We start from the raw sequence: 12,798 nt of genomic DNA on the forward strand, positions 1-12,798 counted from the left end.
GGTGCAGCGGCGCTGCGTGCTCTACGTCAGCGGCTTCGACCCCAGAGGGGCCTCGCACTACCACGCGCTTTACCGCGACGAGTCGGCGCGGCAGACCGTGGTCAACGGCCTGGCGGTAGAGGTCGGTCCGCGACGGCGCGATGCCGACGGCAACCCGCAATGGCCACTTGTGGCGCAAGACGGTGACCAGGCGGTGTCGACCGACTACGTGTTCCTGCGCTGGGACGATGTGGTGCGCCGGCATTGGCCGCGCAGCGACGCGCGGGTCTGGGTCGAGGTGGCCCGCACGTCCTGGCACTACCTCCAGTGCGGGGCCCTGGCGCGGGGACGGCAGCTCGCTAAAGGGCCGATCGTGGTGCTGGCGGCGTTTTTTGCCCAGCTGTTCCTGCTCCTGGCGGGCTTGCCGCTTGGCGCACTGGCGGTGTTTGCCGGTCTGCGCCTGGGCGGGGTGGACTGGCCCGTGGCCAGCGCAGGAGCGGCGGCCTTCGGCGTTGCGTTGCTGATGCTGATCCACACCGTTGAAAAACGCATGAACATGCGCTGGCTGGCGCGTGGCTACGTCTTTCCCTGGCGGCAGGAGCGCGGCGCCGCCCCTGAGCTTGATGCGCGCCTGGACGCCCACGCACGGACGCTCATCCGGCGCGTCCGGTCGGGGGACTACGACGAAGTGCTGGTCGTCGGGCACAGCCTGGGCTGCATGCTGGCGTGCTCCATCGTGGCCCGGGCGCTGGCGGTGGAGCCGTCGCTGGCCACCGGCCGTACGGTCCTGTCCCTGTTGACGCTGGGCCAGTGGATTCCCCTGCAAGGTCTGTTGCCCGAAGCGCAGCGGTTCCGTGGCGAGCTCGCCTGTCTGGGCACCGCCGCGGGCCTGCACTGGGTGGATGCATCGGCTCCTCCGGACGGTTGCTGCTTTCCCTTGTGCGACCCCCTGGCCGCGGTGGGGCTGGCGCCCGCGGGGCGGCAGCCGGGCCGCCCCGTGCTGATCTCGCCGCGGTTTGTGCGCATGTTCGGGGCCGATGCGTACGCCCGTTTGCGGCGCGACAAGTTCCGGCTACATTTCCAGTACCTGATGGCGTCCGATCTGTTGACCGACTACGACTATTTCAGGATCACGGCGGGCAGCCGCACGCTGGCCCACTTGTTTCCGGCCAACACGCCTTGAACACGGATACACCCATCTCCACTGGTCAAGAAGGTTTGTCGGCCTGGCTGGGTACCTCGCCTGGCCGCTATCTGCTCGCCTGGGAGCAGGCCCAGCTCGACCTGGCGGTGGCCAATCTGTTCGGCTTCAACGCGCTGCAACTGGGCCTGCCGGAGTTGCAGGCTCTACAGGCCAACCGCATGCCGCACCGCTGGGTGGCGTTGCCCGAGGAGGCTTTGCCCTGGAGCCTGCCGACCGAGGGTCTGTTCACCAGTGAGGGGCGCCACACCATCGACGTGCAACCGGGCGACGCACCACCTCAGGCTGCTGCGGCGCAGGAGCCAGTCATCCACCCGGCCATGCAGTTGCCGCGTGTGGCGCTGATCACCGACGCTGCCGCTTTGCCCTTTCCCGAGGCCAGCTTGGACCTGGTGGTGCTGCCCCACACCCTGGAGCTCAGCGCCGACCCGCATCAGGTGCTGAGGGAGGTCGAGCGCGTGCTGGTGCCCGAGGGGCGCGTGGTGGTCTGCGGCTTGAACCCCGCCAGCCTCTGGGGGCTGCGCCAAGGGCGGGCGCGCCTGGCACAGCGGCTGCATCTGGGGGGGCTGGGCATGGGCACGCTGTACCTGCCCGATGCTGGTGAATTCATCGGCCCCTGGCGCCTGCGCGACTGGCTGCGCCTGCTGGGTTTTGAAGTAGAGTCGGAGCGCTTCGGCTGCTATCGGCCTGCTGTGCGGACCGACAAGTGGCTCCAGCGCACCGCGTGGATGGACCCGGCCGGCGCCCGCTGGTGGTCCATTTTTGGCGCGGTGTATTTTTTTGTGGCGGTCAAGCGGGTGCGCGGCATGCGATTGCTCGGACCGTCCTGGAAGCCGCGCCGCGTGAACGCGGCGACGCCGGTGTCGGTGGCAAACCGGCGATAGTGCCGGCATTGCGGCATTGCGGCATTGCGGCATTGCGGCATTGCGGCGCCGGATCGATCTGCGGCGGCATGGGGGCCGGGCACGATTCGATCTGCGGTGTGGCGCGGCGCCCCCGGTGGCCCGACCTGGCCTGTCAATTTCTCTTGGAGTGAACCGATTTGAACCACGTGGTGATGTACACCGATGGCGCCTGCAAAGGCAATCCCGGCCCGGGTGGCTGGGGCGTTTTCCTGAAGTCTGGCGGACACGAAAAAGACCTGTGGGGTGGTGAGCGCGAGACCACCAACAACCGCATGGAGCTGATGGCGGTGATTGAAGGGCTGACCGCGCTCACGCGCCCCTGCAAGGTGGCCGTCTACCTGGACAGTGAGTACGTGCGCAAGGGCATCACCGAATGGATCCACGGCTGGAAGGCCAAGGGCTGGAAAACCGCGGCCAAACAGCCGGTGAAGAACGCCGACCTCTGGCAGCGCCTGGACGCCCTGGTCCACGATGGGGTGCACCACATCGAATGGCACTGGGTCAAAGGCCACGCGGGCGACCCGGGCAACGAACGGGCCGACGCCTTGGCCAACCGCGGCGTGCCCTGACCCAAACACCCCCTGCGCGCGGCGGGTGCATGGAACTTGTGCGGGCGCGCGGGCATCAGCGCTGATACATTGCCTTTCAAGTGACCGCTGTCCACAGCGGTCTTCTTTTTGTTTCCCCTGCACACACGCCATTCCCATGCCCAACAAGTCGATTTACACCTGGGTCGCCGTCGGCGGCATTGCCGTCGCCTCTGCCGGTGCCTGGTGGTTCCAGAAAAGCGGGACCCCGACGGCCGGTGAGCCTGCCGCGGCGGCAGGGCCAGGACCTCGGCCAGCCGGCGGGGCAAGTGGAGGTGGCGGTGGTGGCGGACCCGGTGCTGGTGGCGGAGGCCCGGTGAGCGTGGAAGTGTCCAAAGTCAAGGCGGTGGCGCTGCAGGACGATGCACAGGCGGTCGGCTCTCTGCGCTCGCGCCAGAGCGTGGTGTTGCGGCCCGAGGTGGCCGGGCGGATCGCGCAGATCGGTTTTGCCGAAGGGCAGCGTGTGCGCAAGGGCCAGTTGCTGGTCCAACTGGACGACGTTCTGCAAAAGGCCGAGCTCAGCCAGGCACAGGCGCAGCTGTCGATCGCCCGCGCCAACCTCAAGCGCAACGAAGAGCTGGTGGCCCAGGCCTTTGTGGCCCAGCGTGTGCTGGACGAGAGCCGCGCCGCGCTGCAGGTGGCTGAAGCCCAGGTGGCGCTGGCGCAGGCGCGGCTGGCCCGCATGCGGGTGGTGGCGCCGTTCGACGGCACGGTCGGCCTGCGCAACATCAACCTCGGCGAATACGTCAAGGACGGTGCCGATCTGGTCAACCTGGAAGACACCTCGCAGCTGACGGTGGACTTCCGCCTGCCCGAGCGCTACCAGACCCGGATCGCGACCGGCCAGTCGGTGAAGGTGGAGCTGGACGCTCTGCCGGGCAAGACCTTCAGCGCCCGCGTGCAGGCGGTGGACCCGCTGCTGGATGCCAATGGCCGCTCCATCGCCGTGCGGGCGGTGCTGCCGCCGGCGCCGGGCGGTGAGCTGCGCCCTGGCATGTTTGCGCGCGTGACCACGGTGTTTGCCACCAACGACGCGGCCTTGGTGGTGCCGGAAGAGGCCATCGTCCCGCAGGGCGGCAAACAGTTCGTGGTGGTGCTGGTCAAGGAAGGCGAGGGTGACGGCGCCAAGCTGGTGTCGCGCCGCACGGAGGTGCAACTGGGCGTGCGCCGTGGTGCGCAGGTGCAGGTGACCAGCGGCGTGAACGAGGGCGACACCGTGGTGGTGGCCGGCCAGCAGCGCTTGCAGAAAGACGGTTCGCCGGTGCGCGTGGTGGACATGAACAAGCCCGGTGGACCCGGTGGCAAAGGCGCGGGTGGCGGCAAGCCCCAGAGCGCGCCACCCGCTGGTGCGCCGTCGGCGCCCAATGCGCCCAAGGCCGGTTGATGCCCCACAGGAGCCTGCGCCATGCAACTGCCTGAAATTTCGATCCGCCGTCCCGTCTTCGCCAGCGTGCTCTCGCTGCTGATCCTGCTGGTCGGCTGGGTGTCGTTCCAGCAACTCACGGTGCGCGAGTACCCCAAGATCGACGAGCCCACCGTGTCGGTGCAAACGCGGTTTGCCGGTGCGTCCAGCGAGGTGATGGAGTCGCAGATCACCAAGACGCTGGAGGACTCGCTGGCCGGCATCGAAGGGGTGGACGTGCTGACCTCCACCAGCCGACAGGAGCAGAGCAACATCACGGTGCGCTTCAAGCTCGAACGCGACCCTGACGCCGCCGCCGCCGACGTGCGCGACAAGGTCAGCCGCGTGCGCCAGCGCCTGCCGCAGGGCATCGACGAGCCGGTGATCGCCAAGGTCGAGGCCGATGCCTTCCCGGTGATCTGGCTGGCGCTCAGTTCGGACACCCACAGCTCGCTGCAACTGTCCGACTTTGCCAACCGCATCGCCAAACCGGTGTTGCAGACCGCCCCCGGCGCGGCCGACGTGCGCGTGTACGGCGAGCGCAAGTACTCGATGCGCGTCTGGATCGACCCCGACCGCCTGGCCGCCTACCGCCTGACCGTGCAGGACGTGGAAGACGCGCTGCGCCGCTCCAACCTGGAGGTGCCGGCTGGTCGCATCGAGAGCAGCCAGCGGGAGTTCAACGTCACCGCCGCCACCGACCTGCAGACCCCGCAGCAGTTCCGCGAGGTCACCATCCGCACCGTCAACGGCCAGGCCATCCGCCTGGGCGACGTGGCACGGGTGGTGCAGGGTCCGCAGGACGAGCGCAGCTCGGTGCGGCTGAACGGCCGCGACTCCGTGTCGCTGGGTGTGATCCGCCAGGCCACGGCCAACCCGCTGGAGCTGTCCGCCGGCGTGCGGCAGTTGATGGACAAGGTGCGCGCCGACCTGCCACCGGGCGTGACGGTGGACGTGGCCAACGACAACTCGGTCTTCATCGACCGCTCCATCAAGGCCGTCTACACCACCATCGCCGAGGCGGTGGTGCTGGTGGCGCTGGTCATCTTCGTGTTCCTGCGCACCATCCGCGCCTCCATCATCCCGCTGGTGACCATCCCGGTGTCCCTCATCGGCACCTTCGCGCTGATGGCACTGTTCGGCTTCTCCATCAACACGCTCACGCTGCTGGCCCTGGTGCTGGCCATTGGTCTGGTGGTGGACGACGCCATCGTGGTGCTGGAGAACATTTACCGCCACATCGAAGAAGGCATGCAGCCCTTCGAAGCTGCCATCAAAGGCGCCCGGGAAATCGGCTTTGCCGTGGTGGCCATGACGCTGACACTGGCGGCGGTGTACGCACCGCTGGCCTTCACGCCTGGCCGCACCGGCCGCCTGTTCGCCGAATTCGCGCTGGCCCTGGCCGGCGCGGTGGTGGTCTCGGGCTTTGTCGCGCTCACGCTGTCGCCCATGATGAGCAGCAAGCTGCTGCGCCACAACCCCAACCCCGGTTGGTTCGACCGCGGCATGGAACGCGTGCTGGTCGGCATCACCAACGGCTACAGCCGCCTGCTGGCCGCCAGCTTGAACGTGCGCTGGCTGGTGGTGGGCGTGATGGCCGCCAGCGCGGTCGGCAGCTGGTGGTTGTTCTCCAGCACCAAACAGGAACTGGCCCCGCTGGAAGACCGGGGCGTGATCCTGGTCAACCTCAACGGACCCGATGGCGCCACGCTGGCCTACACCCGCCGTTACGCCGAAGCAGTGGAGCGCATCGGTTCGGACTATCCCGAGTTCGACCGCATCTTCAGCAACATCGGCAACCCCACGGTGGCGCAGGGCACGGTGTTCCTGCGCGCCAAGCCCTGGGAAGAGCGCGAACGCACCACCCAGGAGATCGCCCGAGAGATCACGCCGCGCATCGGCGGCCTGCCGGGCATCAGCGGCTTTCCCATCACGCCGCCCTCGCTGGGCCAGGGCTTCCGCGAGCGCCCCATCAACTACGTGATCGTCACCAGCGACAGCTACGAAAGCCTGTCGCGCACGGTGCGCCGCTTCCAGGACGAGATGGCCAAGCACCCCGGCTTTGTGCAGGTGGACACCGACCTTCGCCTGAACAAGCCCGAGATCCGCATGGATGTGGACCGCGAGCGCGCCACCGACATGGGCGTGAGCGTGGACGCCATCGCCCGCACGGTGGAAACCATGCTGGGCGGGCGCATCGTCACCCGCTACAAGCAGGGCGGCGAACAGTACGACGTGGTGGTGCAGACCGACAGCACACAACGCAGCGCACCCGACGACATCGACAAGCTGTTCGTGCGCGGCCGCAACGACGCCATGATCCCGCTGGCCTCGCTGGTGAAGCTGCGCGAGGTGGTGGTGCCGCGCGAGCTCAACCACTTTGGCCAGCGCCGCAGCGCCAGCATCACCGCCAACCTGTCACCCGAGCTGGCGCTGGGCGATGCGCTCAAGATCATGGACGGCATCGCGGCCGAGGTGCTGCCACCGGGCACCACGACCGACCTCAACGGCCAGAGCCGCGAGTTCAAGAACTCCTCGGGCTCGCTGGCCATCGTGTTCGCGCTGTCGCTGCTGTTCATTTACCTGGTGCTGGCCGCGCAGTTCGAGAGCTTCGTGGACCCCTTCATCATCATGCTCAGCGTGCCGCTGTCCATGCTGGGTGCGCTGCTGGCGCTCAAGTTCACCGGGGGCACGCTCAACGTGTTCAGCCAGATCGGCCTCATCACCCTGGTGGGCCTGATCACCAAACACGGCATCCTGATCGTGGAGTTCGCCAACCAGCTGCGCGAGGAGGGCAAGAGCAAGCTCGACGCCGTCAAGGAAGCCGCCGCACTGCGCCTGCGCCCCATCCTCATGACCACCGGCGCCATGGTGCTGGGCGCCATCCCGCTGGCCCTGGCCACCGGCGCCGGGGCCGAGAGCCGCCAGCAGATCGGCTGGGTCATCGTCGGCGGCATGAGCCTGGGCACCCTGCTCACCATCTTCGTTGTGCCCACCATGTACATGCTGCTGGCGCGGGCCAAGCACGGCTCGCGGGTGTTGCCCTCGGAGGCGCCGGGGTCCACTTCCGGGGATGTGCTGGTGGCGAAATGAATCAAGGACTGTGCGGCTCATGGTTTGATGCATGTTGCGTGGCGAGGTCGGTCGACGTGCCAGCGTCTGATGGAGCGCGTCCAGATTCTGGGACCGCCGCCCTGCGGTAGCTGCTGAGCACCAGTGCGCGAGGCCCCCACTATCCGTGCTCCCCAGGTGTGCTATGTCCTTGAGTTTCGCATCTCGTCCCGCGACAACCTCTGACACCCTGACCCTCAGTGCGCTCGCGACGCAGGTGTTTCTGGACACCTACGCCACCCGCGGCATCAGCTCGGAACTCGCCAGGGAAGCGGCCACGGTCTATGCGCCGGCGGTGTTCGGCCAGCGGCTGCGGGATGCGTCGGTCGAGCTGTGGCTGGCCACGTCGGGCGGGCACGCAGTGGGTTTTGTGGACGTGGCTTTTGCCACCGCCTGCCCGGTGCCGGGCGTGGGTGGTGCCGAGGTGTTCCGGCTGTATGTGCAGCGGCCTTTCCTGCGGCAGGGCGTAGGGCGTGCGCTGCTCGCCGAGGCGGAAAGGATCGCGTGTGGGCGGGGCGCTGGCGATGTGTGGCTCACGGCCTGGGTGGGCAATGAGCGGGCGCTGGCGTTCTACCGCGCGCAGGGCTACCGGGACGTGGGCGCCACGGAATACGTCATCGAAGGCACAAGCCACGAGAACCGCGTGCTGTGCAAGCGGCTGGCCCGCGTCGCAGCCTGAGACCACACCCGGCGGGCCGGGGTTTCAGATCACCCCGTCGAACATCATCACGTCCACCTCGTCGCCCACGGCCACGTTGCCCTGGCCGTGGTGCAGCACGATGAGGCCGTTGGCTTCGACCATGGAGCGCAGCACGCCCGAGCCCTGGTTGCCGGTGGTGCGGGCGTGCAGCGTGCCGTCGGCCGCGCGGGTGACGATGCCGCGCTGGTATTCGGTACGGCCGGGTTTCTTGCGCAGGGCTTCGGCGCTGCGGGCTTTGAGCAGCAAGGGTTCGCTGTCGGTGCAGCCCATCATGCGTTGCAGGGCGGGGCGCACAAAGGCGAGGAAGGTGACCATCACGGCCACCGGGTTGCCGGGCAGACCGAAGAGCACGGCGCTCTTGCCGTTTTCTTCGGCGAGACCGGCGCCGGGCCGCCCCAAGCCGGTCTCAGCCCCCTCGGGGTGCAGCGACCCGCGCAGCGGTGGAGCGTGGGGGTGAACGATCTTGCCCACCGCCATCGGCCGGCCCGGCCGCATGGCGATGCGCCAGAAGGCGACGTCGCCGAGCTGTTTCATCATGGCCTTGGTGTGGTCGGCCTCGCCCATGCTGACGCCGCCGCTGGTGATGATCGCGTCGGCCTCGTGCGCGGCCTGGCGGAAGGCGGCTTCGAGTGCGGCGGGTTCGTCCCTGACCACACCCATGTCCAGCACCTCCACGCCCAGGCGGGTGAGCAGGCCGAAGACGGTGTAGCGGTTGCTGTCGTACACGGCACCTTCGCGCGGCGCTTCGCCCAGGCTGAGGATTTCATCGCCGGTGGAGAAGTAGGCCACTTTCAGCCGACGGAACACCTTCACCTGCGGCAGGCCCAGGCTGGCGATCAGGCCGAGCGCGGCGGGGCCCAGGGTCTGGCCGCGGCGCAGCGCGGGCTGGCCGGCCATGAGGTCCTCGCCCAGCAGGCGCCGGTTGTCGCCGCGCTGCAGCACGTCGGCCGGCAGCGTGACCTGGGCGCCATCGACTTTCACGAACTCCAGCGGCACCACGGTGTCCAGGCCGGTCGGCATGATGGCGCCGGTCATGATCTTCACGCACTGGCCGGGCTGTGCGGTGCCGGCCCATGCCGTGCCGGCAAAGGCGGTGCCTTCGGCCAGTTGCAGCGCCAGCGGCTGGCCGGGGCGCAGGGCGGCGCCGTCGAAGGCAAAGCCGTCCATGGCGGAGTTGTCGTGCGGCGGGACGCTGATGGGCGAGACCACGTCCTCGGCCAGCACGCGGCCCAGCGCGGCGAACACGCCCACCGTTTCGGTGGCGGCAACGGGCTCGACCAGGCGGGCGAGGAACTGGTTGACGTGCCCGGCGGGCAGGGCCTTGGGGTCGTAGCCTTGCAGGGCGGCGGCGATCTGCTCGATCGTGGACATGGCGAAAAAAGTAATGGACGCGAACTCAGCCGCCTTCGAGCGACTGCAGTTCCGCGAGGGTGTTGGCGTTGAAGAAGGCTTGCGGGTCGTCGCCGGGCTGATTGAACGGCACGACCACGGTGCGGTGCTGTTCGGTCCAGCGGTCGATCTTGCGGCCACCGGCCTGTGTGAAGGCCGTCAGGCTGGGCAGCAGGTCAGCGCGCAGCAGACAGAACACCGGCTGGGTGCGCAGGTCGGCATCGCCCTCACGGGCCGAGACCATGGCGATCTCGGTGGACGGGTCGTCAAAAGCGGCGGCCAGGCGCTGCGCCAGGTCCAGCGGGAACAGCGGTGTGTCGCAGGGCACGGTGAGCAGGTAGGGCGTTTCGCAGTGCGCCAGGCCGGTGAGGAAGCCGGCCAGCGGGCCGGCGTAGTCGGGCAGGCTGTCGGGCCAGACCGGGTGGCCAAAGGCTTCGTAGGCGGCCAGGTTGCGGTTGGCGTTGACCATCAGGTCGCCGATCAGATCGCCCGCCTGCAGTTGCAGGCGCAGCAGCGCGTTGAGCGCCATCGGCGTGTCGCGGAATTTCTGCAGGCCCTTGTCGACCCCTCCCATGCGGGAGCCACGGCCACCGGCCAGGACCAGGGCGGTGATTTCAGAAGATTGGATCAAGCGAGACCTCTCGAAGTGGATGCAAGGGGCAAAGGGTGACGCAATCGATGCGCTCGGCGCGAGGTGTCCGAACCTAGGATGCGGCGGAACCGGCTTGGCCGGGCCGCACGCATCGCCCCCTTGAGGAGGTGACGCCGCAGGCGGCGCAGGGGTGGGTCATCTACCCTCCGATGTAGCTCATCTCGACCCGACGACCACCCGTGGTTTGATCGGGCGGCAAGGAGGCACGCAGTTGCGAATAGCGGTCGTCGCGGCCTTGCCAGATGGCTCCGATGGCGCTGCCCAGTTCTTCATCAGTCTCTGTGCCGCGGATGAGGTGGCGCAGGTCGTGGCCGTGGGTGGCGAACAGGCACAGGTACAGCTGCCCTTCGGTGGACAGGCGGGCGCGGTTGCAGTCACCGCAGAAGGCCTGCGTCACGCTACTGATGACGCCGATCTCGCCCGAACCGTCGGCGTAGCCCCAGCGCTCGGCGGTTTCGCCAGGGGCCGACGGGTCCAGTTGCACCAGCGGCAGTTCGGCGTGGATGCGTTGCACCACTTCCGCGCTGGGCAGCACATCGTCCATGCGCCAGCCGTTGGTGGCGCCCACGTCCATGTATTCGATGAAGCGCAGCACGATGCCGCTGCCCTTGAAGTGGCGCGCCATGGGCAGGATCTGCTGGTCGTTGGTGCCGCGCTTGACCACCATGTTGACCTTGATCGGGCCCAGGCCGGCGGCCTGCGCGGCGTCGATGCCGCGCAGCACGTCCGCCACCGGGAAGTCCACGTCGTTCATGGCGCGGAAGATGGCGTCGTCCAGCCCGTCCAGGCTCACCGTCACGCGTTGCAGGCCGGCCGCCTTGAGGCTGGCGGCCTTGCGCTCCAGCAGCGATCCGTTGGTGGTGAGGGTGATGTCCAGTGGCCTGCCTTCGGTGGTGCGCAGGGCGGCCAGTTGCTCGATCAGGATTTCGATGTTCTTGCGCAGCAAGGGTTCGCCACCGGTCAGGCGGATTTTCTGCACGCCGTGGGCCACGAACACGCGGGCCACGCGCGTGATCTCTTCGAACGAGAGCAGGGCGCTGTGCGGCAGGTAGGCGTAGTCCTTGTCGAAAATTTCCTTGGGCATGCAGTAGCTGCAGCGGAAGTTGCAGCGGTCGGTCACGCTGATGCGCAGATCGCGCAGCGGCCGGCCCAGCGTGTCGCCCAGCAAACCCGTGGCGGGGATGGCCTGGGCGGGCACTCGCGCGGTCAGCGACCGCAGACGTTGATCGATCAGGGGGATGACGCGTTCGGACATGCGCGGATTATCGGCCAGCCCCTGGTACACGCAGCCCGGCAACCTTGCGAAGCGGCGGGGATGTCGCGTCCGCAACGGTGCTCAGGCGCCCACGCGTGTGTAGAGCGCGCTGTTCTCACTCAGCCACTGTTGCGAGCGTTCGCTGTGCTGCTGGCTGGGGTGGAAGTCGGGCTTGAAATACGCTAGCCAGGGGCGGGCGCTGGTGCGCAGCAGGCCATCGCGGCCCAGCAGGTGTTGCCAGCCGCTGCGCCAGGTGCTCCAGCGCCACAGCGTGCCGTCTCGCCGCAAGTTGTGCGCGGTCTGGCGCAGGGTGTCGGTCAGGAAGATGAACGTCACGCGGCGCATCCACTTCACGCGCCAGGCGTGGTTGCCGCCCAGCGCCTGGTACAGATCGAAGGCCGTGTTCTTGTGTTCGGCCTCTTCGGCGCTGTGCCACAGCCACAGCGCCTTCAGGCGCGGTTCGCTGCCGTCGAGCAGCTGCGGGTGCGCCAGCATCCACTCGGCAAACAGGGCGGTGAAGTGCTCGTTGGCCGCGGTGATGGCCAGGCCGTGGCGCGGGTCGCTGCCATCGACGAGTTGCAGCCTTTTTTGTGCGCGTGGCTCCCAGGCGTTGACCAGGCCGTGCTTCTCGATCTGCGCATTGAACAGGGTGTGGATGCGGCGGTGGGTGGCCTCCTGGCCCACAAATCCCTGGATTTCCGGCTTCCAGCGATCCTGCTGGTTCGCGGGCAGGGCCTGGTGGCCGCGGCGCACCGAGTCGATGAAGAACTGTTCGCCCACCGGAAAGCTCATGGACAAGGCGTTGAACCAGGCGGTGAGGAAGGCGTCGCCGTTGCACCAGTGGCGTGCCACGGGTTGCTCCAGGTCGATCAGCAGGCGGCGGACGGTCAGTGCGGTCATGGGGTGGGTGTGTTGGTACGGTTGAGTACCGAGGTGCCCATCGTGTCGGGTGTGCGAGCGGGTGTCAAGCCGGGACTTGCCATGATCGGTCGGGGCTGTCAGCCGAGGGTGGGGTGTGGCGGCTAACATCCTGCCCAACATGTTCAGCCTCAGTCTTCCCTCATCTGAAACCGCCCAGCCGGTGCCCGAACACCGCACGCGCTTGCTGCAGGCCATGGGCAGCAGCGCGGCCGACCGCGGTTTCGCGGCCACCACCATCGCCGACATCGTGCGCGAGGCCGGGGTGTCCAAACGCACCTTCTACGAACACTTCGCCAGCAAGGAAGCCTGCTTCCTGGCGCTGTACCGGGGTGTCAGTGCTTCGGCGCTGCGCACGCTCAGCGAATCGGTCCGGCCCGAGAAGCCCTGGCACCACCAGATCGAGGCGGCGCTGAACGCGTACTTCGCCCACCTCTCGGCCGGCCCGCGGCTGCTGCGCACCCTGTTTGTGGAGGTGCACCACCTGGGCGAAGAGGGGGCGGTGGTGCGCCGCGAGGTGATGCAGCACCTGGCCGATTTCCTGTTGCAGACCGTCAACGTCCCGGGTGGCGATGCGGCGACCGCGTCGGCGCTCACGCCCACCATGGCAATGGCCGCGGTGGGCGGCATCAACGAACTGGTGCTGATGGCCATCGAACGTGGCGAGGCGGAGCAACTGACCGGCCTGACACCAGCCGC

Annotated in this window: 11 protein-coding genes; 7 read left to right on the forward strand and 4 right to left on the reverse strand. The window is 68.2% G+C overall.

All coding sequences use genetic code 11. The features are described from left to right. The first annotated feature begins 16 nt into the window (after positions 1 to 16). From ACR2JA_RS12085 to ACR2JA_RS12110, 6 genes are all read left to right on the forward strand, one after another. Complete coding sequence (locus tag ACR2JA_RS12085; RefSeq protein ID WP_434009327.1) at positions 17 to 1,162, forward strand: hypothetical protein; 1,146 nt, start codon at positions 17 to 19, stop codon at positions 1,160 to 1,162. After that, on the forward strand, positions 1,159 to 2,064 hold the full coding sequence (locus ACR2JA_RS12090) for a class I SAM-dependent methyltransferase (RefSeq protein ID WP_434009328.1): 906 nt from the start codon (positions 1,159 to 1,161) through the stop codon (positions 2,062 to 2,064). The genes ACR2JA_RS12085 and ACR2JA_RS12090 overlap by 4 nt, the downstream gene beginning before the upstream one ends. A gap of 158 nt (positions 2,065 to 2,222) precedes the next feature. Then, positions 2,223 to 2,654 (forward strand): ribonuclease HI, encoded by a 432-nt coding sequence (gene rnhA, locus ACR2JA_RS12095; RefSeq protein WP_434009329.1) that lies wholly within the window; start codon positions 2,223 to 2,225, stop codon positions 2,652 to 2,654. Positions 2,655 to 2,994: 340 nt separating this feature from the next. Then, the gene (locus tag ACR2JA_RS12100) at positions 2,995 to 4,056 is read left to right on the forward strand and encodes an efflux RND transporter periplasmic adaptor subunit (RefSeq protein ID WP_434009330.1); all 1,062 of its coding nucleotides are present in this window, start codon (positions 2,995 to 2,997) and stop codon (positions 4,054 to 4,056) included. A gap of 21 nt (positions 4,057 to 4,077) precedes the next feature. Continuing rightward, a complete protein-coding gene (locus ACR2JA_RS12105; protein WP_434009331.1) occupies positions 4,078 to 7,167 on the forward strand; it encodes an efflux RND transporter permease subunit in 3,090 nt (1,029 codons plus the stop codon). Between the two features lie 169 nt (positions 7,168 to 7,336). Next, complete coding sequence (locus tag ACR2JA_RS12110; protein WP_434009332.1) at positions 7,337 to 7,864, forward strand: GNAT family N-acetyltransferase; 528 nt, start codon at positions 7,337 to 7,339, stop codon at positions 7,862 to 7,864. A gap of 24 nt (positions 7,865 to 7,888) precedes the next feature. On the opposite strand, the gene ACR2JA_RS12115 is transcribed toward ACR2JA_RS12110, so the two are convergent. The 4 genes from ACR2JA_RS12115 to ACR2JA_RS12130 form a co-directional block, all read right to left on the reverse strand. Then, on the reverse strand, positions 7,889 to 9,256 hold the full coding sequence (locus ACR2JA_RS12115) for a molybdopterin molybdotransferase MoeA (RefSeq protein WP_434009333.1): 1,368 nt from the start codon (positions 9,254 to 9,256) through the stop codon (positions 7,889 to 7,891). A 25-nt stretch (positions 9,257 to 9,281) separates the two neighbouring features. Further along, a complete protein-coding gene (gene mobA / locus ACR2JA_RS12120; protein WP_434009334.1) occupies positions 9,282 to 9,905 on the reverse strand; it encodes a molybdenum cofactor guanylyltransferase MobA in 624 nt (207 codons plus the stop codon). A 160-nt stretch (positions 9,906 to 10,065) separates the two neighbouring features. Further along, entirely contained in the window at positions 10,066 to 11,181 is a 1,116-nt protein-coding gene (moaA, locus tag ACR2JA_RS12125) for a GTP 3',8-cyclase MoaA (RefSeq protein WP_434009335.1), read from the reverse strand. Between the two features lie 81 nt (positions 11,182 to 11,262). Continuing rightward, entirely contained in the window at positions 11,263 to 12,081 is an 819-nt protein-coding gene (locus ACR2JA_RS12130) for a metal-dependent hydrolase (protein WP_434009336.1), read from the reverse strand. A 139-nt stretch (positions 12,082 to 12,220) separates the two neighbouring features. Between ACR2JA_RS12130 and ACR2JA_RS12135 the strand changes: the two genes are divergently transcribed. Beyond that, a partial coding sequence (locus ACR2JA_RS12135; RefSeq protein ID WP_434009337.1) for a TetR/AcrR family transcriptional regulator occupies positions 12,221 to 12,798 on the forward strand: 578 nt, incomplete at its 3' end.

It is taken from the genome of Hydrogenophaga sp., from assembly GCF_051007235.1.
GTDB lineage: Bacteria > Pseudomonadota > Gammaproteobacteria > Burkholderiales > Burkholderiaceae_C > Hydrogenophaga.

What these genes read in the sequence shown, in the direction of transcription:
- ACR2JA_RS12105 (WP_434009331.1), top strand. Translation starts at nt 4,078, where the DNA reads ATGCAACTGCCTGAAATTTCGATCCGCCGTCCCGTCTTCGCCAGCGTG.
- ACR2JA_RS12115 (WP_434009333.1), bottom strand. Translation starts at nt 9,256, where the DNA reads ATGTCCACGATCGAGCAGATCGCCGCCGCCCTGCAAGGCTACGACCCC.
- moaA (WP_434009335.1), bottom strand. Translation starts at nt 11,181, where the DNA reads ATGTCCGAACGCGTCATCCCCCTGATCGATCAACGTCTGCGGTCGCTG.
- ACR2JA_RS12130 (WP_434009336.1), bottom strand. Translation starts at nt 12,081, where the DNA reads ATGACCGCACTGACCGTCCGCCGCCTGCTGATCGACCTGGAGCAACCC.